The following is a 19,151-nucleotide window of genomic DNA, read 5'->3' as shown; positions in this document are numbered from 1 at the left end:
GGACGGGGTCGGGTACGGGTGGGGCGGTCCGGCGCGCCGTGCTCGCGACGATCACGCCGAGCACGATCAGGGCGAGGCCGACGATCTCGCTCGCCGGCAGCGTCTCGCCGAAGAGCGGCAGCGCGACCAGGGCGGTGACGACGGGGCTCAGCGACCCGAAGGCCGCGGCGCGGCCCGCGCCCAGGGATCGGACGGCGACGGTGTAGGCGAGCGCGGCGACGATCCCGACGCCGACGCCCTGGACGAGGCCGAACACCGCGACGGCGCTCGGATCGGCCGACCCCGAGAACAGGGTGGAGGGCAGGGCGCCGGTGACCGCCGCGACGAGGCTCAGGAGGAAGGAGGGGGCGCAGACCACCAGGAGCACCGCGACCGGGGTCAGCCGGGTCCGCCGGAGGCCCAGCGTGTACACCGCCCAGAGGATCCCGGCGGCGAGCAGGATGCCGATGCCGAGGGCGACCGACGCCGCCGAGGTGAGCACCACGATGACGACGACGCCGACGACGATCGCGCCCAGTCCGGCCAGGCGGGCGCCGCTCGGGCGCTCGCGCATCAGCAGGAGGGCGAGCAGAGCGACGAAGACCGGCACCGAGCCGGGGATCACCAGGCCCACGAGCGCCGCGCTCGTCAGGCTCCCGCCCGCGGCGGCCGTGAGGAAGTAGGGCAGCCCGGCGCCGACCGCGAGGCAGGCGAGGGTGAGCGGCGACTCGCGCCGGATCGCCCGGAGCGCGCCGGGGAGCGCCGGTGCCAGCACCAGCAGCGGGATCCCGAAGCGCAGGAGCGCGACGTCGACGGTGGTGAGGCCCGACCCGCCGATCCCGCGGATGCTCAGGGCGAATCCGGCCCAGGTGGCCACGGTCGCGATCATCGCGACGGTCCCGGTGAGGGCGGATCTGGTCATGGCGGTCCTCTCGGCGGGGCCGGTGGATGCCGACCCTCCGAGGCTAGGTCGGGGGAGGAGGCGGGCGATTGCGGATCCGAGCGCGGAATCCGGTGGTAGCGGCAGGATCTGCCAGGATCGGCGGTATGGACGACATCGACATGCGCATCCTGCAGGAGCTCCAGCAGGACGGCCGGCTCAGCAACCAGGACCTCGCCGACCGGGTGGGCCTCTCGCCCTCACCGTGCCTGCGCCGCGTGCGCCGGCTCGAGGAGGACGGCGTGCTGATCGGCTACCGCGCCGTCGTCGACCCCCGCGCGGTGGGCCTGGCCATCACCGCCTTCGTGCGCCTGCGGCTCGAGAGCCACAGCCCCGAGATCGTCGAGCAGGTCGAGACGGCCATCCGCGGGATCCCCCACGTGACGGAGGCCTACCTCATGGCGGGCGACAGCGACTTCCTCCTCAAGATCGCCGTCGAGGACCTCGAGGGGTACGAGACGCTGGTGCGCACGAGGATCCGGATGATCCCCGCCCTGGCCTCGATCGAGACCTCCTTCGCCTACGGAGTGACCAAGCCGCAGTCCCCTCTTCCCGCGCGCAGGTGAGCGAGCGAGGCGCTCCGGAGCCGTTCAGACAGCTGTCGGAACGGCCGCTCCGAGAACGCGAATCCTGACGGCGAGGAGCGCGGGACCCACTCCCTAGCGTGAGACGGGCCGGAGCGACCGGCCCTGCCGGAAGGAGCCCCGTGTCCGTCTCACTGCCCCTCGTCCTCCCCGGGCGTCGCGGCGTGAAGAGCGCCTCGAACCCCCTCCTGCGCTATCTCTTCCTCCGCTTCCTGCTGATCGTCCCGACGGTGCTCATCCTCGTCACGATGGTCTTCTTCCTGATGCGCTTGACCGGCGATCCGATCACCGCCGCCCTCGGCGGACGGCTCTCCGGGGCCGAGCTGGCCGCCCGGGTGGCCGCCGCCGGCTACGACCGCCCCGTGCTGGTGCAGTACGTCGAGTACCTCGGGGGCGTCCTGCGCGGCGACTTCGGCACCACCATCAGCGACAACCGCCCGGTCACCGAGGTCCTCGCCGTCTACGGCGCCGCCACCTTCGAGCTCGCCGTCTACGCGCTCCTGGTCGCCCTGGTCGTCGGCGTGCCGCTCGGCGCGATCGCCGCCCGCAAGCGGGACCGGATGCCCGACATCGTCCTGCGGGTCCTCGCGATCCTCAGCTACGCGACCCCCGTCTTCTTCGCCGGGCTCCTGCTCAAGCTCGTCTTCGGCGTCGTCCTCGACGTGGTGCCCACGGCGGGCCGCTCGAGCACCGGGACGGAGCTGATGCTCACGACGCTGCAGCAGCCGACCGGGCTCTTCCTCGTCGACGCGCTGCGCTCCGGGAGCAGCTCCGCGGTGACCGACGTGCTCGCCCACGCGGTGCTCCCGGGCCTCACGCTCGGCCTGCTCACCGCGGGCACCTTCCTCCGCCTCGTGCGCACCAACATGATCGGCACCCTGCAGGCGGGCTACGTCGAGGCCGGCCGCTCCCGCGGTGTCTCGGAGGGGAGGCTCGTCTCCCGCCACGCCTTCCGGCCCGCCCTCATCCCGATCATCACCGTCATCGGCATGCAGATCGCGATGCTCCTGGGCGGTGCGGTCCTCACCGAGACCACGTTCGAGTGGCGCGGGCTGGGCTTCATGCTCGGCCAGTACCTCGCCGCCCGCGACTTCGTCGCCGTGCAGGGGATCGTCGCGGTGCTCGCCATCATCGTCGCCGTCACGAACTTCGCGGTGGACGTCCTCGCTGCCCTGATCGATCCCCGAGTGAGGTTCTGACATGACGACCGTCTCCGCTCCGCCGCGTCCGCTGCGGGACCGCCTCCCCCTCGTCGCGCAGGTGCGCAGCAGCGCAGGGTCCCAGCGGGCGATGCTCCTGATCGGCCTCGCGCTGGTCGGCGCCCTCGTGATCGTCGCCGCGTGCGCGCCGCTGCTGGCCCCGTTCGGCTACGACCAGCTCGCCGTCGACGGCCGCAACTTCGGCGCGCAGCAGCCGCCCGGCGGGCAGCACCTGCTGGGCACCACGGTCGGCGGCTACGACGTCCTCTCGCGCACCCTGTGGGGAGCGCGGACCGCGGTCCAGGTGATCGCCCTATCGCTCCTGACCTCGGTCGCGGCGGGCGTGCTGCTCGGCGCGGTGTCGGGCTACGTCGGCGGCTGGCTCGACCGGATCCTCGTGGTCGTCGCCGACGCCGTGTACGCCTTCCCGAGCCTCCTGCTCGCGATCGTCCTGTCGATCGTGATCTCGGGCGGCCAGTCGAGCCTGTGGGGCGGAGTCCTCGCCGCGGCGATGTCGATCACCGTCGTCTTCGTGCCGCAGTACTTCCGGGTGGTCAGGGCGGAGGTGCTCCGGGTCGTCTCCGAGTCCTTCGTGGAGTCGGCGCGCGTGATGGGCGCGCGGGACCGGCGGATCCTGATCCGCCACGTGCTCCGCAACTCCACCCGCACCCTGCCCGTGATCATCACGCTGAACGCCTCCGAGGCGATCATGACGCTCGCCGGCCTCGGCTTCCTCGGCTTCGGCATCGAGCCCACCTCCGCCGCCGAGTGGGGCTACGACCTCAACCGCTCGGTGCAGGACGTCACGAGCGGGATCTGGTGGACCTGCGTCGCTCCCGGTGCCGCGATCATGATCGTCGTGCTCGGGATCACCCTCGTCGGCGAGAGCCTCAACGACCTGTCCGACCCCCGCCTGCGCGTCCGCCGCCGCAGCCAGAGAAAGGCCCGGCGATGACCGCCGTACTGAGCATCCGCGACCTCCGCGTCGTCTTCGACACCGACCACGGCCCGGTCCTGGCGCTCGAGGGCGTCGACCTCGACGTCGCGCCGGGGGAGATCGTCGCCCTCGTGGGGGAGTCGGGCTCGGGCAAGACCGTCACCGGCAAGGCGGTCCTCGGGCTGCTGCCGGAGTCGGCCGTCGTCTCCGGCAGCATCCGCCTCCGCCACGGCGGGAGCGACGTCGAGATCGTCGGCGCCCCCGAGAAGACGATGCGGCGGCTGCGGGGAGCGGCGGCGGCGATGGTGTTCCAGGAGCCGTCGACCGCGCTCAACCCGGTCTTCACTGTGGGCTGGCAGATCGTCGAGGGGCTCCGCGCGCACACCTCCCTCGGCCGCCGCGAGGCGCGGGCCGAGGCCGTCCGGATCCTCCGGACCGTCGGGATCCCCGATCCCGAGCGGCGGATCGACGACTACCCGCACCAGTTCTCGGGCGGGCAGAAGCAGCGGATCGTGATCGCGATGGCGCTGATCCAGGGCGCCCCGCTGATCGTGGCCGACGAGCCGACGACCGCGCTGGACGTGACCGTGCAGGCCGAGATCCTCGAGCTCCTGCGCACGCTGCGGCGCGATCTCGGCGGGTCGATGCTGCTCATCACGCACAACATGGGGGTCGTCGCCGACCTGGCCGACCGCGTGATCGTGATGAACGGCGGCCGGATCGTCGAGACCGCGGACGTGCAGTCGCTGTTCTCCGCTCCGCAGCACGAGTACACCCGCTCGCTCCTGGCCGCGGTCCCGCGGATCGGCGCGCCCGGCGCTGCGGGGCCCGAGCCCGCTCCGGGAAGCGAGCCGCTCGTCGTGGCGGAGCGGCTCGAGATCGTCTACCCGGGGCGCCTGGGCAAGCCCTCCTTCACGGCGATCGCCGACCTCTCGCTGACGCTCGCCCCCGGCGAGGTCCTGGGCCTCGTGGGGGAGTCGGGCTCGGGCAAGACCACGCTCGCCCGGACGATCGCCGGGCTGGTCCCCGCGACCGGCGGCTCGCTCCGGGTCCTCGGCTCCGAGCTCGTCGGGCGCCGCGCCTCCCTCGGTGCCGCCGCGCGCGCCGACCTCGGCTTCGTCTTCCAGGATCCGGCGACCAGCTTCAACCCGTTCCTGACCATCGGCGAGTGCATCGCCGAGCCGTTCGTCATCCACGGGCGCGCGGAGTCGGCCGCCGGCGTGCGCGAGGAGGTCCTGGATCTGCTCGACGCGGTCCGCCTGCCCCGCGCCTTCGCCGACCGCTTCCCCCACGAGCTCTCCGGCGGGCAGCGGCAGCGGGCCTCGCTCGCCCGGGCCATCGCGCTGCGCCCGCGCCTGCTCATCGCCGACGAGCCGACCAGCGCGCTCGACGTCTCCGTGCAGGCGACCGTGCTCGAGCTGTTCGCCGAGCTGCAGGGCGCGCTCGGCTTCGGCTGCCTCTTCGTCAGCCACGACCTCGCCGTCGTCGACCGCGTGGCCGGCCGGGTGGTCGTCCTGCGGCAGGGCGCGGTCGTGGAGCAGGGGTCGACCGCCGAGGTGCTCCGCTCGCCCCGCGAGGCGTACACGCAGAAGCTCCTGGCATCGCTCCCCGTGCCGGATCCCGCGCTCCAGCGCGCGGCCCGGGAGGCGCTGGCCGCCGCGAGCCGGGACGAGCTGGCGGCCGCGGGCTGACGGCGGGTCGGACCGGGCGGCACCCGGTCCGGCTCAGCGGGCGTCCGTTCCTGCGGGCGCCCGCCTCGGCGCGCGTCCGGTCGGGCAGGCGTCCGCTCAAGCGTGTCCGGTCGGGCAGGCGTCCGCTCCGGCGCGGGTCGGTCGGGCAGGCGTCCGTCCCGGTGCGCGCCCGCTCCGCAGGCGGTCCGCTCTACAGGTCCGGACCCGCGAGCACCGGACGCGCCGTCGCGGCGAAGCGGCGGGGGGCGGCGACACCCTCGGACAGGTCCGCGAGGACCCGCCCGATCGCCGGGGTGAACTTGAACCCGTGGCCGGAGAAGCCCGCTCCGACGACGATCGGCCCGCTGCGGTCGAGGATGAAGTCCTCGTTGCGGGTCATCGTGTACGTGCAGCTGATGACGTCGCAGACCTCCGCGTCGGCGCCCGGGATCCACTCAGCCACGTAGCGGCGGAGGGCCGCGAGATGCTCGGCGACCGGGCGGCGGGTGCGGGCGTCCGGATCGACGCTCCTGCCCACTCCGTGCCAGCCGACCTTCAGGCCCTCGCCCGGCGTGAGCATGCCGTAGACGGGGCTGAGGAAGTACGCGTGGTCGGCGCGGTCCGGGTCGGGCGTGTGGTTGAAGCTCGGCCACGCCGCGTCGGGCATGCGGAGCCGGAAGTGCGCGGGGTGCTCCTCCGAGACCCGGAGGGGGCGCAGCGGCACGAGGCCGGCGAGGAGGGGCTGCGTCCACGCTCCCGCGGTGACGACGACCCGCCGGGCGCGGTACTCGGTGTCGTCGGTCGTCACGATCACGGTGTCCGGTCCGACGACGTCGATCCCGCGGACGGGGGTGTCGTAGCGGAAGCGGGCGCCTCGGCGCTCGGCGCCGGCCCGCAGCGCGAGCAGAGCGTCGGCGGCGCGGACGCGTCCGCTGCTGGGGACGTGCAGCACCTCGCTCTCGAAGCGGAGCGCCGGCCAGCGGTCGCGGGCCTCGGCGGCGGAGATCAGCTCGCTCGCGACGCCGTGGGCGCGGTGCGCCTCCCGGACCGCGCGGAGGGGTCCGACGGGTCCGAGGTTCACGAGGCCGACCCGGTCGAGCAGCGTCGTGCCCTCCTCGACGCTCAGCCGGTCCCAGAGGCGGGAGGCCTCGCCGAGGAGGTCGAGGTAGTCGTCGGCGGCGTAGGCCTCGTTGAAGTTCCGGGTGCGGCCGTGGGATGCGCCGTTCTCGTGGCCGGGGCCGAACTGCTCGAGGAGCACCACGTCCGTGCCGCGCTGGGCCAGCTGCCAGGCGGTGGCGGAGCCCATCGCGCCTCCTCCGATGACGACCGTGTCGACGTTCTCGCGCACCGCGACCTCTCTCTCCCGGTCCGACCCGCGCGGAACCGTGAGGTCTCCACTCTGACGACGCGGAGGATCGGCGGCCATGGACAGGTGGCGAGGGCGGAGGGCCCGCGGCACAGCAGACGTCGAACCCGGGCCCTCCCGGCCGGGCGCGGCGCCGGAGCGCGGTGCGACAGTTGTCGAAGCGAGCGGCCGCAGACCCCGACGACTACTCGACGCCGGACGCACGCTCCCTCGGCACCATGGACCCAGCGCCCCGGCGTCCCTCCCTCATCCCCGCCGCACGGCTGACCCGCAAGGAGTTCCCCATGAGATCCCGAGTACTGGCTCCCCTCGTCGCCGGTGCGGCGATGGCCGTCGCCCTCACCGCCTGCTCGCCGGGCACCACCGGCGCCCAGGCGCCCCCCGGGATCCTCCTGGGGACCACGGACAAGGTCACCGCCCTGGATCCCGCCGGCTCCTGGGACCTCGGCTCGGCGACGCTGCAGAACCAGGTCTTCTCCTGGCTGCTGACCTCCGCCCCCGGATCGACGGATCCCGTGCCGGACCTCGCGGCCTCGGCCGAGTTCACCGACCCCACCCACTACCGCGTCGCCCTGCGCGAGGACGCCGCCTTCGCCAACGGCAATCCGCTCACCGCCTCGGACGTGGTCTTCACCTTCGAGCGCCAGGTGGCGATCGCCGCTCCGAACGGCCCCTCGTCGCTGCTCTCGGACATGGTCTCGGTCGAGGCGGAGGACGACTCCACCGTCGTCTTCACACTGGCCACCCCGGACAACGCCCTCTGGCCCCAGATCCTCACCAGCCCCGCCGCCGCGATCGTCGACGAGGACGTCTTCTCGGCCGACTCCCTCACCACCGACGACGACATCGTCGCCGGCGACGCCTTCAGCGGGCAGTACTCCATCACGAGCTACAAGTTGAACTCGCTCGTGCAGCTCACCCGCAACGACTCCTACGACGGCCTCCTCGGCGCCGCTGCCAACGAGTCCGTGATCGTCCGCTACTACGCGGACGAGAGCAACCTCAAGCTCGACATCCAGCGCGGTGAGATCGCGGTCGCCTACCGCACGCTGAACGCGACCGACACGGAGGACCTCCGCGGCGAGGAGGGCCTGACGGTGCACTCCGGTCCCGGCGCGGAGATGCGCTTCCTGGTCTTCAACCCCGAGACCATGCCCTACGGCTCCGCGACCTCCGAGGCCGACGCCGACAAGGCGCTCGCCGTCCGCACCGCCGTCGCCGACCTGATCGACCGCGACGAGCTGTCGGACCAGGTCTACAAGGGCACCTACGCGCCGGTCTACTCGATCGTCCCCAGCGCCCTGACCGGATCGACGCCGGCGTACGAGGAGGCCTTCGGCGACGGGAGCGGCGGTCCCAGCGCGGACGAGGCCGCCGCCGCGCTCCAGGCGGCCGGGATCACCGGTCCCGTCGATCTCAAGCTGCAGTACAACACCGACCACTACGGCTCCAGCACCTCGGACGAGTACGCGCTCATCAAGAACCAGCTCGAGCGCAGCGGGCTGTTCACGGTCGACCTGCAGTCGACGGAGTGGACGCAGTACGTGAAGGAGAAGTCGACCTCCTACCCACTTTACCAGCAGGGCTGGTTCGCGGACTACCCGGACTCGGACAACTACCTGAACCTGCTCTACGGCACCGACGAGGCCCCCTCCATCCTCGGCGCCGCCGTGAAGGACGACGCCTACAACGAGGTCGTGCTGCGCGAGCGGAGCCTGGCCCCCGGCGACGAGCGCACCGCGGCGATCGAGGAGGCGCAGCGCCTCGCGGCGGAGAAGGCGATCACCGTGCCGCTCCTCGAGGGCACGGAGACCGTCATCGCCTCCTCCACGATCTCGGGCATCGACGACACGCTCGACGGCTCCGGCCGATTCCGCTTCGGGCTGCTCCGGAGCGAGTGATCGGGGCGCGCTGATCGGCCGGACGGGCCGCAGTACCGCAGGAGGGGAAGACCCTCGGCGGCCGCTGCGGCCCGTCCGCGCGTCCGGGGACGGCTCTGCCAGGACGCGGCACCCGGATCGATCAGCGCGCCAGCGCCGCCAGCTCCGCCCGGGTGCGGGCCCCGGCCTTGCGCAGCAGGTTCGACACGTGGAACTTCACCGTGTTGCCGCTGATGCCGAGGTCGTCCGCGATCCGCTGGTTCGAGGCGCCGAGCGTGATCAGGTTCAGCACCTCCCGCTCGCGCGCACTGAGCTCGGCGAGGTCGAGCCCGTCGGGCTGCGCCGGCGGATCGAGGGGGAGGCGGATCGACAGGGTCGACCCCCAGCCCGCGGTCGACGCGACCGAGAGCTCCCCGTCGAGCCCGCGCACGCGCTCGGCGATCGGGCGCAGGGCGTCGTCGCGGGTCGTCAGCTCGCCCCGGCCGTCGTCGCGGATCTCGATGAGCAGGTTGAGCCCGTCGCAGTCCCACTGGATCCGCACCCGGCGCGTCTGCTCCGACTCCACGAACGCCAGCACGGCGCTCCGCACGATCGCGCGGGCCGCGTGCGCCACCTCGCCGGGGAGGGCGCGCCCGGTGGCGGGCGGCTCGACGAACTGCACGTCGAGGTCGCCGAAGCGCACGAGCGGACGCAGGTCGCTCCGGAGCCGCGCGAACGCGCCCACGACGGGCTCCAGCATCGCGCTGCGCTGCTCGTCCGAGGCGGTGCGCAGCTCGACCAGGGCGTTCGCGGCGATGTCGATCGCGACGGTGCGGGCCGCACGGTCGTCGAGGCGCTCGGCGCGCAGCGCGGCGAGCACCGACTCCAGCGCCACCGCGTGCCGGTCGGCCTGCTCGGCGACCGTGCGGGCGTGCTGCTGCAGCAGCGTGCGGGAGGCGGGGGACTCGGCGGGATCCATCCCCCGAACCTACCCGTCCTACCCGCGAGCGGCACCGCCCACCCGATCGGGTAGGCGGACCTCCTCGATCAGGTGGCGCGCGGATCCGGTCGCCGGGCGCACTGTGGATCCATGCCCGCTGACGACCGCACCACCGACCCCGCAGAGGCGCTCGCCGTGATCGCCGCCGAGGTGTCCGCCGCGACCGCCTCGCTGACGACCGACCGCCTCGAGACCGTCCTCGAGCTGCTCGCCGGCGCCGATCGCGTCTTCATCCACGGCGCCGGCCGCTCCGGCCTCGCCCTGCGGATGACCGCCATGCGCCTCATGCACCTCGGACTCGTCGTGCACGTGGTCGGCGACGTGACGACCCCGGCGATCCGCCGCGGCGACGTGCTGCTCACCGCGAGCGGCTCCGGCACCACCGGGGGCATCGTCCGCGCCGCGCAGGCCGCCGTCGACGCCGGAGCGCGGGTCGCGGCGATCACGACCGCCGCCGACTCCCCGCTGGCCGGGCTCGCCTCCGCCGTGGTGGTCGTGCCCGCCGCCGACAAGCTCGACCGCTCCGGCGCCGCCTCGGCGCAGTACTCCGGCGGGCTCTTCGAGCAGGTCGTCGTGCTCACCGGCGACGCCCTGTTCCACGCGCTCTGGCAGCGCCGCGGCGACAGCGCCGACGAGCTCTGGCCGCGCCACGCGAACCTCGAATGACCCGACTCCCCACCTCGACAGGAAGAAGAACCCCGTGAAGCTCCAGTTCGCCATGGACACCCTCAGCACCGACGCCGCCCTCGAGCTCGCCGCTGCCGCCGCCCCGCACGTCGACATCCTCGAGCTGGGCACCCCGCTCATCAAGAGCGCCGGCCTCTCCGCCATCACCGCCATCAAGGAGGCGCACCCCGACAAGACGGTCTTCGCCGACCTCAAGACGATGGACGCGGGCGAGCTCGAGGCCGACATGGCCTTCGCGGCCGGCGCCGACCTCGTGACGGTCCTCGGCGTCGCCGGCGACAGCACCATCTCCGGCGCGATCGCCGCCGGGAGGAAGCACGGCAAGGGCGTCGTCGTCGACCTCATCGGCGTGCCCGACAAGGCCGCCCGCGCCCGCGAGGTCGTCGCCCTCGGCGCCGAGTTCGTCGAGATGCACGCCGGTCTGGACGAGCAGGCGGAGGAGGGCTTCACCTTCGAGACTCTGCTGCGCGACGGCGAGTCCTCCGGCGTGCCGTTCTCGGTCGCGGGCGGCGTGAGCACCGCCACCATCGAGTCGGTGCAGCGCGCCGGCGCCCTCGTGGCTGTCGCGGGCGGGGCCATCTACGGCGCCCCGGACGTCGGCGAGGCCGCCGCGGCCCTCCGCGCCGCCATCGTCTGACCCGTCGGCGCCGCCGCCCCCGAGGCCCGCTGATCCGGGTCGCGAGGGCGGCGGCGCCCTCGTTCCGCGCGGGAGGCGGCAGCGCATCCCCGCCGGACGCCCGGCCCCTCTCGACTCGCCGACGGCGCGGTCCTACAGTGGCTGCGACGACCCTCGACTCCCGCCGCGGGACCGACGGCGCCGTCGCGAGCGGAGGGAAGCCGTGTCCTCGACCGCCCCCGTGCCCGGAGCCGCCGTCGACGCCTCGACGAGGCTCCGCGACTTCCACCAGATCCTCCTCAACACCGCCGTCGCGAACGTGACGACGAGCTTCCTCTGGTTCGCGCTCACATTCTGGGTGTACCTCGAGACGCGCTCCGTCCTGGCGACCGGGATCATCGGCGGCGCCTACATGCTGCTCGTCGCGGTCTTCGCGATGGCCTTCGGCACGATCGTGGACCGGCACCGCAAGTTCCGCGTCATGGTCTTCGCCGGCGCGGTCACGCTCGTGTCGTTCGGCGTCGCGGGCGGTCTCTTCCTCGCGCTGCCCGAGGCGGCGCTCCTGGACTTCCGCGCCCCCTGGTTCTGGGTGTTCTCGGGCACGATCCTCTTCGGCGCCGTCATCGAGAACATGCGCAACATCGCCCTGTCCACGACGGTGACCCTGCTGGTCCCGGTGGAGGGGCACGCCCGCGCGAACGGCCTCGTCGGGACGGTCCAGGGCCTCGCCTTCGTGGTGACGAGCGTCTTCAGCGGGCTCGCCATCGGCCTGCTCGGCATGGGGTGGACGCTGGTGATCGCGATCGGCCTCTCCGCCGCCGCGCTCCTGCACCTCCTGTTCCTGCGCATCCCGGAGGACCGGCCCGCTCCGACGGGGGAGAGGGCGCCGCTGATCGATCTCCGCGGCAGCATCACCGCGGTGCGGGCGGCGACCGGGCTGTTCGCGCTCATCGTCTTCTCGACGTTCAACAACCTGATCGGCGGCGTCTACATGGCGCTGATGGACCCGTACGGCCTCGAGGTGTTCCCGGTCGAGCTGTGGGGCGTGGTGCTCGGAGTGACGGCGACCGGCTTCGTCATCGGCGGTCTGCTCGTCGCGAGGTTCGGCCTCGGGAGGAACCCGATCCGGACGATGCTGCTGCTCGTGATGGCGATGGGCCTGATCGGCGCGGTCTTCACCCTCCGCGACTGGTGGTGGCTCTACGCCGGCGGCATCTGGATCTACATGACCCTGATCCCGGCGGTCGAGGCCGCGGAGCAGACGGTGATCCAGAAGGTCGTCCCCTTCGAGACCCAGGGGCGCGTCTTCGGCTTCGCGGCGGCGTTCGAGTCGGCCGCCGCTCCGATCACGTCGTTCCTCATCGCCCCGATCGCCGAGTTCGCGCTCATCCCGTACATGGAGTCGCCGGCCGGGCGCTCGGCGTTCGGCGGGCTGCTCGGCGATGGCATCGGCCGGGGGATCGCGCTGGTGTTCCTGGTCGGCGGAGTCGTCATGATCATCGCGGCCGGCGCGGCGATGCTCACCCGCTCCTACCGCGTCATGTCGGCGCAGTACCTGCGGGAGGCCACGGCGGGCGGAGGGGCGGAGCCGGTCGATGCGTCCGTGGCCGGCGCGTCCGCGACCGGTGCGGCCGACTCCGGAGCCGCGGAGGACGGGGCAGCCGAGGCCCCCGCCCCCGCGGAGAGCGCCGCCGACCGCCGCCTCTGAGCCCGGCCCCCGCCCGGTCAGTGCCCGCGCGCGATCCACTCCTCGCGGTGCGGCGCCTCCGCTCCGATCGTCGTCGAGTCGCCGTGGCCGGTCCGGACGACGGTCTCGGCGGGCAGCGTCAGCAGGCGCTCCGTGATCGAGTCGATGATCGTCGGGAAGTCGCTGTACGAGCGGCCGGTGGCCCCCGGCCCGCCCTGGAAGAGCGTGTCGCCGGTGAACACCGTGCCGAGCGCCTCGGCGACGAAGCAGACGGCGCCGGGGGTGTGGCCCGGGGTGTGCCGCACCTCGAGCTCGACGCCGGCGACGGGCACGATCCGCCCGTCGACCAGGGCGCCGCTCGGGGCCGTACCGGGGTGCACGGCGTCCCACAGCATCCGGTCGGCCTCGTGGAGCAGCACCGGGGCGCCGGTCGCAGCGCGGACTCCCTCGACCGCGTCGAGGTGGTCGTCGTGCCCGTGGGTCAGCAGCACGGCGAGGAGTCGGCGCTCGCCGACGGCCGCGAGGATCGCGTCCGCGTCGTGGGCGGCGTCGATGACGACGCACTCGGAGTCGTCGCCGACGATCCAGACGTTGTTGTCGACGTCCCAGGTGCCGCCGTCGAGGCTGAAGGTGCCGCTCGTGACGAGCTGCTCGATCCGCGCGCCCATCAGAGCACCACCACCGAGCGGAGCACGTCGCCGCCGGCCATCGTGGCGAAGGCCTCCTCGATGTCCTCGATCCCGATCCGCTCGCTCACGAACTCGTCCAGGGGCAGTCGGCCCTGGAGGTAGAGGCCGGTCAGCATCGGGAAGTCCCTCTCCGGCAGGCAGTCGCCGTACCAGCTCGACTTCAGCGAGCCGCCGCGGCCGAAGACGTCGAGCAGGGGGATCTCGAGCGTCATCTCGGGAGTCGGCACCCCGACCAGCACCACGGTCCCGGCGAGGTCGCGGGCGTAGAACGCCTGGCGCCAGGTCTCGGGGCGGCCCACGGCGTCGATGACGACGTCCGCTCCGAAGCCGTTCGTCAGGGCCTGCACCGCCGCGACGACGCCCGCCTCGTCGAGGCCGCTGGAGTCGATGACGTGCGTGGCGCCGAGCTTCTCGGCCGCGACCAGCTTCTTGGGGTCCCGGTCGATCGCGATGACCGTGCCGGCGCCCGCGAGAGCGGCGCCGACCACGGCGGCCGTGCCGACTCCTCCGCAGCCGATGACCGCGACGGAGTCGCCGCGCGTCACGTTCCCGGTGTTCATCGCCGCGCCGAGGCCCGCCATGATCCCGCAGCCGAGCAGGCCGACCGCGGCGGGGTCCGCCTCCGGATCGACCTTCGTGCACTGCTTCGCGTGCACGAGGGTCTTCTCGGCGAAGGCCCCGATCCCGAGGGCGGGGCTGAGCTCGGTTCCGTCCTCCAGGGTCATCCGCTGCGTCGCGTTGAAGGTGTCGAAGCAGTACCAGGGCTCGGCCCGGGTGCAGGCCCGGCACTCGCCGCAGACCGCGCGCCAGTTGAGGACCACGAAGTCGCCGACCGCGACGTGGGTGACTCCCTCTCCGATCGCGCTGACCCGTCCGGCCGCCTCGTGACCGAGGAGGAAGGGGAAGTCGTCGCTGATCCCGCCCTCGCGGTAGTGGAAGTCGGTGTGGCAGACGCCGCAGGTCTCGATGTCGACCACGGCCTCGCCCGGGCCCGGGTCGGGGACGACGATGTCGACGAGCTCCACGGGAGCGCCCTTCGACCGGGCGATGACGCCGCGCACAGTGGTGGGCATGGGGGCTCCTTCGACGGGGGCGTGCAGGTCCGCTCCACAGTAACGACCGCGGGATGCGGGTGCGCCGGGTGGACGCGGGCGCTCCCGCCCTCTCCGGTGCCGGGCCGCCCGCCTCGCGGACCGCGACCCTGACAGTCGGTAGGGTGCGGGCCATGCGCACTCTGTACCCCGAGATCGAGCCCCACGACTCCGGCATGCTCGACGTCGGCGACGGCCACTCGCTCTACTGGGAGGTCTCGGGCAACCCCGAGGGCAAGCCCGTCGTGTTCCTGCACGGCGGCCCCGGAGCCGGCACCTCGCCCGCCCACCGCCGGCTGTTCGACCCCGAGAAGTACCGCATCGTGCTGTTCGACCAGCGGATGTGCGGCCGCTCCACCCCGCACGCCGGCGAGCCGGAGGCCGACCTCTCGACCAACACCACCTGGTACCTGGTCGCCGACATCGAGCGCCTCCGCGAGCACCTCGGCGTCGAGCGCTGGCTCGTGCTCGGCGGCTCCTGGGGCTCGACCCTCGCCCTCGCCTACGCCGAGACCCACCCCGAGCGGGTCAGCGAGATCGTCCTCCGCGGGATCTTCACCCTCCGCCGCGCCGAGCTCGAGTGGTTCTACGAGGGCGGCGCCGCCGCGGTCTACCCGGATCTCTGGGAGGGCTACACCTCCGTCGTCCCGGCCGGCGAGCGGGGCAGCCTCATCGAGGCGTACTACCGCCTGCTCCACGACGCGGACCCCGCCGTGCACGGCCCCGCCGGCGTCGCCTGGACCACCTGGGAGGCGTCGACCATCACCCTCCTGCAGAAGCAGGAGCTGATCGCGGACTGGTCCGATCCCGTCTTCGCGCTCGCCTTCGCCCGCATCGAGAACCACTTCTTCGTGCACAGGGGCTGGCTGGAGGAGGGGCAGCTGATCCGCGACGCCGGCGTCCTCCGCGACATCCCGGCCGTCATCGTGCAGGGCCGCTACGACATGTGCACCCCGGCCTTCACCGCCTGGGACCTGCACCGGGCCTGGCCCGAGGCCGACTTCCGGATGATCGCCGACGCGGGCCACGCCTTCGACGAGCCGGGGATCCTCGACGCGCTGATCGAGGCGACGGACCGCTTCGCGTCCTGACGGGCGGGGCGGTCCGCGCCTCGCGGCCGGGATGCCCGGGCGCCCGTGCCTGAGCGTCCCGCGCCCGGTGCCGTCGTGCCCCGGGAGCGGGTCTACCCTGATCAGATGCGCGCGGACGACGCCTCCGGGATGGAGGACTGGCCCACCGGCCGGCTGCTCTCCACCGCCTCCCGGATGGTCGAGCACGCCTGGCACGGCGCTCTCGCCGAGATCGGCCTCACCCACGCCGGCCTGATCGTGCTGCACCTCCTGCAGGCGGGTCCCGTCGCGCAGAAGGAGCTGGCCGCCGCGGCCCACGTCGAGGTGCAGACCATGTCGCGCACCATCGAGCGCCTCGAGCGCGAGGGCCACGTCTCGCGCACCACGGATCCGTCGGACCGCCGCCGGCAGCTCGTCGCGCTCACCGACGCGGGCGGCGAGGCCTGGCGCCGGGCGCACCGCCTCGAGGTCGACATGTTCCCGGGCTCGCTCGAGCACGGCCCCCTGCGCGAGGCGCTGCTCGAGATCATCCGCTCGGCCAGCGAGTCGCGCTGGGGTTGACCGCAAGCCCGAGCGGAGCCCGTCCGCGGAGCGCTAGCTTCGTCGGCATGACCTTCAACGACGACTCCCAGCTCAGCGGCGGCAAGGTCCGCCGTCGCGGCCGCACCACCGGCATCGCCGTCGGCGGGGGCGCGGTGGGCGTAGTCGTGCTCGCGCTGCTCTCGCAGCTGCTCGGCGTGAACCTCTCGGGCCTCGGCGAGGTGTTCGGCGGAGGCGGGTCCTCGCCGGAGGGCGTCACCTCCACCGCGGTGGCCTGCGACAGCGGCGCCGACGCGAACACGCAGGTCGACTGCCGCCTCGAGGGTGCGGCCGAGTCGCTCGACCGCTACTGGGGCGAGCAGACGCCGACCCTCGGAGTCGCCTACACGACCCCGACCGGCGTCGACCTGTTCGAGGACAGCACCACCACCGGCTGCGGGAGCGCGACCGCCGCGGTCGGCCCGTTCTACTGCCCGCCGGACCGGACGATCTACCTCGACACCGACTTCTTCGACGAGCTGCGCACCCGGTTCGACACCTCGGGCGGATCGCTCGCGCAGATGTACATCCTCGCCCACGAGTGGGGCCACCACATCCAGAACCTGACCGGCGCGATGGAGTCGGCGGACCGCTCCGGCACCGGTCCCGAGTCGGACTCGGTGCGCCTCGAGCTGCAGGCCGACTGCTTCGCCGGAGCCTGGGTGGGCGACGCCTCGACGGTGCCCGACGAGACCGGCACGCCCTACCTCAAGTCGGTGACGGCGCAGGAGTACCAGGACGCGCTCGGCGCCGCGGCCGCCGTCGGCGACGACCGCATCCAGGAGCAGGCCACCGGCACCGTCGATCCGGAGGGGTGGACGCACGGCTCGGCCGAGCAGCGCCAGCGCTGGTTCCAGGCCGGCTTCGAGGGCGACGCCACCAGCTGCGACACCTTCGCGGCCGCGCAGCTCTGACCGGACGCCGCTGAGGGCTCCTCGCCGCTGCCTGCGGACCCCCGCGGGTCAGGACACGGAGTCGGCCGGCTCCTCCATGTACCACTCGGTGAACGAGCGCGCCCGCCCGTCGGGGGCGAAGCGGATGACCCAGAGGTTCAGGTAGGTGCGGTCGCCCGGGTAGACGGTGCGCGCCTCCACCACGGCGGTCTCCTCCGTCAGCGCGACCAGGCCCCACGCGAACGTCGGGTCGGCGGGCTCCTCCTCCGCCAGCCACCACTCCACGATCGCGTCGCGCGGAGTGATCGCGTCGCGGTGCGGCGCCGTGAAGTACTCGGCGTCCTCGGTGAACAGTGCGGCCACGTCTGCCGCGTCGTCCGTGGCCCAGGCCTTCTCGTAGCCGGCGATCCAGCTCTCGATGTCGATCATCCGCCCATCCTCGTCCTGCCCGACGCGCGCGGGAAGGAGGAGGAGGGAACAAAGCGGCGGCCCGCGCTGTTGAGCCCCGAGCCGGTCGAAAGCAGAGCCGAGCGATACGATCCCGCCGACGACGGCCCGCCCGCCGCCGCGGTCCGGGTGCGCGTCCGCCGCCGACACGAAGGACAGCCGTGCCCGACTCCGACAGACGCTCCCTGACCCGCTCGCCGGACCCGCGCCTCATCACCGCCGTCCTCGCCTTCGCGGGGATGAGCGCCTCCTTCATGCAGACGCTGGTCGTCCCGATCCAGTCCGAGCTGCCGACGCTGCTCGGCGCCGACCGCACCGAGACCGCGTGGGTGATCACCGCGACGCTGCTGAGCGCCTGCATCCTCACCCCGGTCTCGGGCCGCCTCGGCGACCTCTACGGCAAGCGGCGGATGGCCGTGGCCGCGCTGGTCGTCCTCGTGATCGGCTCGATCGTGTGCGCCTTCGCGGGCGACGTGTGGACGCTGGTCGTGGGCCGGGCCCTCCAGGGCGCGGTGATGGGCGTCATCCCGCTCGGCATCTCGATCCTCCGCGACACCCTCCACCGCGACCGGCTCCCCGGCGCGATCGCCCTGGTCAGCGCGACCCTCGGCATCGGCGGCGCGCTCGGCCTGCCGCTCAGCGCCCTCATCGCGCAGAACACCGACTGGCACGTCCTGTTCTGGATGTCCGCGGGCCTCGGCGTCCTCGACATCGTCCTCGTCCTCCTGGTCGTGCCGGTGTCGACGCTGCGCTCGCCCGGCACCTTCGACGTGGTCGGCACGATCGGCCTCGCCCTCGGGCTGAGCGGCGTGCTGATCGCCGTCTCGCGCGGCAACGACTCCGGCTGGACGAGCCCCGCGATCCTCGGCTCCGGCCTCGGCGGCATCGCCGTCCTGCTCCTCTGGGGCTGGTACGAGCTGCGGCAGGAGAGCCCGCTCGTCGACCTCCGGGTGGCCGCCCGCCCCGCCGTGCTCTTCACCAACCTCGCCTCGGTGGCGGTCGGCTTCGCGTTCTTCGGCGCCCAGATCACGCTGCCGCAGCGCCTCGAGCTGCCGACCGCGTCGGGCGTCGGCTTCGGCCTGAGCCTGATCGTGGCGAGCCTCGTGCTCGCGCCCTCGGGCCTGGCGATGATGGCGACGTCCCCGCTCGCCGCCCGCCTCTCGGCGCAGTCCGGGCCGCGGCTCGTGCTGATCGCCGGCTCCGGGCTGATCGCGGTCTCGTACCTGCTGATCCTCCCGTTCGGCGGCGAGGTGTGGCAGATCCTGGTGATCAACGCCCTCATCGGGGTCGGCCTGGGCCTCGCCTACGCCGCGATGCCGACGCTCATCATGCACGCCGTCCCCGCCTCGGAGACCGCCGCCGCGAACGGGCTGAACTCGCTGATGCGCACCCTCGGCACGACGCTCTCCTCCGCCGTGACCGCGGGCGTGCTCGCGCAGCTGACCGTGTCGGTCGGCGACGTGCAGCTGCCGAGCTCGCAGGGCTTCGAGACCACGTTCGTGATCGGCGCGATCGGAGCGCTGGTCGCCGTCGCCCTCGGCCTGCTCATCCCGCGGGCGCCCCGCCCTGAGGCGCGACCCGCTCTGCCCTGACCGGCCCGCGCGTCGTCGGCCGCGAGTGCTCCTCGCTGAGGAGACCTGGTCGCGGCCGGCGACGCGCGTCCGCTACTCGTCCTCGAGAAGCATCCGCTCGATCTGCAGCTCGCGCAGCCGCGTCGAGGCCTGCAGGTTCTCGCGCGCGGCGAGCACCAGGCGGCACAGCAGCACCAGCAGGACGATCGCGAGCACCGCGACCGCCGTCACGACGACTCCGTACAGCGCGGTCAGGACTCCCCAGGTCTGGATCATCCCTCGACGCT

Annotated in this window: 19 protein-coding genes; 12 read left to right on the top strand and 7 right to left on the bottom strand. The window is 73.3% G+C overall.

All coding sequences use genetic code 11. The features are described from left to right. Nucleotides 1–901: DMT family transporter (locus C5D50_RS01330; RefSeq protein WP_104288917.1), on the bottom strand; the 901-nt coding region annotated here is incomplete at its 3' end. 125 nt (nt 902–1,026) lie between these two features. On the opposite strand from C5D50_RS01330, the gene C5D50_RS01325 reads away from it, so the two are divergent. The 4 genes from C5D50_RS01325 to C5D50_RS01310 all read left to right on the top strand — a co-directional run bounded on the left by C5D50_RS01325 (nt 1,027) and on the right by C5D50_RS01310 (nt 5,330). Continuing rightward, nucleotides 1,027–1,485 (top strand): Lrp/AsnC family transcriptional regulator, encoded by a 459-nt coding sequence (locus C5D50_RS01325; protein ID WP_104282519.1) that lies wholly within the window; start codon nt 1,027–1,029, stop codon nt 1,483–1,485. A 182-nt stretch (nt 1,486–1,667) separates the two neighbouring features. Beyond that, nucleotides 1,668–2,702, top strand: a complete 1,035-nt coding sequence (locus C5D50_RS01320; protein WP_374953334.1) for an ABC transporter permease — start codon at nt 1,668–1,670, stop codon at nt 2,700–2,702. A 1-nt stretch (nt 2,703) separates the two neighbouring features. Then, entirely contained in the window at nt 2,704–3,657 is a 954-nt protein-coding gene (locus C5D50_RS01315) for an ABC transporter permease (RefSeq protein ID WP_104282518.1), read from the top strand. Then, nucleotides 3,654–5,330, top strand: coding sequence for an ABC transporter ATP-binding protein (locus C5D50_RS01310; RefSeq protein ID WP_104282517.1), 1,677 nt, complete (start codon nt 3,654–3,656; stop codon nt 5,328–5,330). Before C5D50_RS01315 ends, C5D50_RS01310 begins: the two co-directional genes overlap by 4 nt. Before the next feature lie 190 nt (nt 5,331–5,520). Here the strand turns inward: C5D50_RS01310 and C5D50_RS01305 are convergent, their stop codons facing one another. Next, nucleotides 5,521–6,657: an FAD-dependent oxidoreductase gene (locus tag C5D50_RS01305; protein ID WP_258069518.1), complete on the bottom strand. Its 1,137-nt coding sequence runs from the start codon at nt 6,655–6,657 to the stop codon at nt 5,521–5,523. Nucleotides 6,658–6,959: 302 nt separating this feature from the next. On the opposite strand from C5D50_RS01305, the gene C5D50_RS01300 reads away from it, so the two are divergent. Further along, entirely contained in the window at nt 6,960–8,576 is a 1,617-nt protein-coding gene (locus C5D50_RS01300; protein WP_104282516.1) for an ABC transporter substrate-binding protein, read from the top strand. A gap of 121 nt (nt 8,577–8,697) precedes the next feature. On the opposite strand, the gene C5D50_RS01295 is transcribed toward C5D50_RS01300, so the two are convergent. Further along, on the bottom strand, nt 8,698–9,513 hold the full coding sequence (locus C5D50_RS01295; protein WP_104239653.1) for a response regulator transcription factor family protein: 816 nt from the start codon (nt 9,511–9,513) through the stop codon (nt 8,698–8,700). A 111-nt stretch (nt 9,514–9,624) separates the two neighbouring features. On the opposite strand from C5D50_RS01295, the gene hxlB reads away from it, so the two are divergent. The 3 genes from hxlB (at nt 9,625) to C5D50_RS01280 (ending at nt 12,545) form a co-directional block, all read left to right on the top strand. Next, nucleotides 9,625–10,200, top strand: a complete 576-nt coding sequence (hxlB, locus tag C5D50_RS01290; protein ID WP_104282515.1) for a 6-phospho-3-hexuloisomerase — start codon at nt 9,625–9,627, stop codon at nt 10,198–10,200. Nucleotides 10,201–10,234: 34 nt separating this feature from the next. Continuing rightward, nucleotides 10,235–10,858 carry a 3-hexulose-6-phosphate synthase gene (hxlA, locus tag C5D50_RS01285; RefSeq protein WP_104282514.1) on the top strand — a complete coding sequence of 208 codons (624 nt, stop codon included), beginning with the start codon at nt 10,235–10,237 and terminating at the stop codon, nt 10,856–10,858. Nucleotides 10,859–11,060: 202 nt separating this feature from the next. Further along, nucleotides 11,061–12,545: an MFS transporter gene (locus C5D50_RS01280; protein ID WP_104282513.1), complete on the top strand. Its 1,485-nt coding sequence runs from the start codon at nt 11,061–11,063 to the stop codon at nt 12,543–12,545. A gap of 17 nt (nt 12,546–12,562) precedes the next feature. On the opposite strand, the gene C5D50_RS01275 is transcribed toward C5D50_RS01280, so the two are convergent. Next, nucleotides 12,563–13,192, bottom strand: a complete 630-nt coding sequence (locus C5D50_RS01275) for an MBL fold metallo-hydrolase (protein ID WP_104247850.1) — start codon at nt 13,190–13,192, stop codon at nt 12,563–12,565. After that, nucleotides 13,192–14,286 (bottom strand): S-(hydroxymethyl)mycothiol dehydrogenase, encoded by a 1,095-nt coding sequence (locus tag C5D50_RS01270; protein ID WP_104226021.1) that lies wholly within the window; start codon nt 14,284–14,286, stop codon nt 13,192–13,194. The genes C5D50_RS01275 and C5D50_RS01270 overlap by 1 nt, the downstream gene beginning before the upstream one ends. A gap of 152 nt (nt 14,287–14,438) precedes the next feature. Here C5D50_RS01270 and pip point away from each other — a divergent pair, with 152 nt between their 5' ends. The 3 genes from pip (at nt 14,439) to C5D50_RS01255 (ending at nt 16,867) form a co-directional block, all read left to right on the top strand. Then, nucleotides 14,439–15,395, top strand: a complete 957-nt coding sequence (gene pip, locus C5D50_RS01265; RefSeq protein ID WP_104282512.1) for a prolyl aminopeptidase — start codon at nt 14,439–14,441, stop codon at nt 15,393–15,395. Between the two features lie 105 nt (nt 15,396–15,500). Beyond that, nucleotides 15,501–15,935, top strand: coding sequence for a MarR family winged helix-turn-helix transcriptional regulator (locus C5D50_RS01260; RefSeq protein WP_104224399.1), 435 nt, complete (start codon nt 15,501–15,503; stop codon nt 15,933–15,935). Nucleotides 15,936–15,982: 47 nt separating this feature from the next. Then, nucleotides 15,983–16,867, top strand: a complete 885-nt coding sequence (locus C5D50_RS01255; protein ID WP_104282511.1) for a neutral zinc metallopeptidase — start codon at nt 15,983–15,985, stop codon at nt 16,865–16,867. A gap of 48 nt (nt 16,868–16,915) precedes the next feature. Here C5D50_RS01255 and C5D50_RS01250 read toward each other — a convergent pair whose 3' ends face one another. After that, nucleotides 16,916–17,275, bottom strand: coding sequence for a nuclear transport factor 2 family protein (locus C5D50_RS01250; RefSeq protein ID WP_104255526.1), 360 nt, complete (start codon nt 17,273–17,275; stop codon nt 16,916–16,918). 179 nt (nt 17,276–17,454) lie between these two features. Between C5D50_RS01250 and C5D50_RS01245 the strand changes: the two genes are divergently transcribed. Further along, nucleotides 17,455–18,885 (top strand): MFS transporter, encoded by a 1,431-nt coding sequence (locus C5D50_RS01245; protein WP_258062342.1) that lies wholly within the window; start codon nt 17,455–17,457, stop codon nt 18,883–18,885. A 72-nt stretch (nt 18,886–18,957) separates the two neighbouring features. Here the strand turns inward: C5D50_RS01245 and C5D50_RS01240 are convergent, their stop codons facing one another. Next, nucleotides 18,958–19,140 carry a hypothetical protein gene (locus C5D50_RS01240; RefSeq protein WP_104224402.1) on the bottom strand — a complete coding sequence of 61 codons (183 nt, stop codon included), beginning with the start codon at nt 19,138–19,140 and terminating at the stop codon, nt 18,958–18,960. Nucleotides 19,141–19,151 lie beyond the last annotated feature (11 nt).

The sequence above is a fragment of the Rathayibacter sp. RFBD1 genome (assembly GCF_002932915.1).
Taxonomy (GTDB): Bacteria; Actinomycetota; Actinomycetes; order Actinomycetales; family Microbacteriaceae; genus Rathayibacter.
This window is presented reverse-complemented; position numbering and strand designations above follow the sequence as displayed.

Excerpts from the sequence above, each read along its gene's own strand:
- C5D50_RS01325 (WP_104282519.1), top strand. The coding sequence starts at position 1,027 with ATGGACGACATCGACATGCGCATCCTGCAGGAGCTCCAGCAGGACGGC.
- C5D50_RS01315 (WP_104282518.1), top strand. The coding sequence starts at position 2,704 with ATGACGACCGTCTCCGCTCCGCCGCGTCCGCTGCGGGACCGCCTCCCC.
- C5D50_RS01310 (WP_104282517.1), top strand. The coding sequence starts at position 3,654 with ATGACCGCCGTACTGAGCATCCGCGACCTCCGCGTCGTCTTCGACACC.
- C5D50_RS01300 (WP_104282516.1), top strand. The coding sequence starts at position 6,960 with ATGAGATCCCGAGTACTGGCTCCCCTCGTCGCCGGTGCGGCGATGGCC.
- C5D50_RS01295 (WP_104239653.1), bottom strand. The coding sequence starts at position 9,513 with ATGGATCCCGCCGAGTCCCCCGCCTCCCGCACGCTGCTGCAGCAGCAC.
- hxlB (WP_104282515.1), top strand. The coding sequence starts at position 9,625 with ATGCCCGCTGACGACCGCACCACCGACCCCGCAGAGGCGCTCGCCGTG.
- C5D50_RS01275 (WP_104247850.1), bottom strand. The coding sequence starts at position 13,192 with ATGGGCGCGCGGATCGAGCAGCTCGTCACGAGCGGCACCTTCAGCCTC.
- C5D50_RS01270 (WP_104226021.1), bottom strand. The coding sequence starts at position 14,286 with ATGCCCACCACTGTGCGCGGCGTCATCGCCCGGTCGAAGGGCGCTCCC.
- pip (WP_104282512.1), top strand. The coding sequence starts at position 14,439 with ATGCGCACTCTGTACCCCGAGATCGAGCCCCACGACTCCGGCATGCTC.
- C5D50_RS01260 (WP_104224399.1), top strand. The coding sequence starts at position 15,501 with ATGCGCGCGGACGACGCCTCCGGGATGGAGGACTGGCCCACCGGCCGG.
- C5D50_RS01255 (WP_104282511.1), top strand. The coding sequence starts at position 15,983 with ATGACCTTCAACGACGACTCCCAGCTCAGCGGCGGCAAGGTCCGCCGT.
- C5D50_RS01250 (WP_104255526.1), bottom strand. The coding sequence starts at position 17,275 with ATGATCGACATCGAGAGCTGGATCGCCGGCTACGAGAAGGCCTGGGCC.
- C5D50_RS01240 (WP_104224402.1), bottom strand. The coding sequence starts at position 19,140 with ATGATCCAGACCTGGGGAGTCCTGACCGCGCTGTACGGAGTCGTCGTG.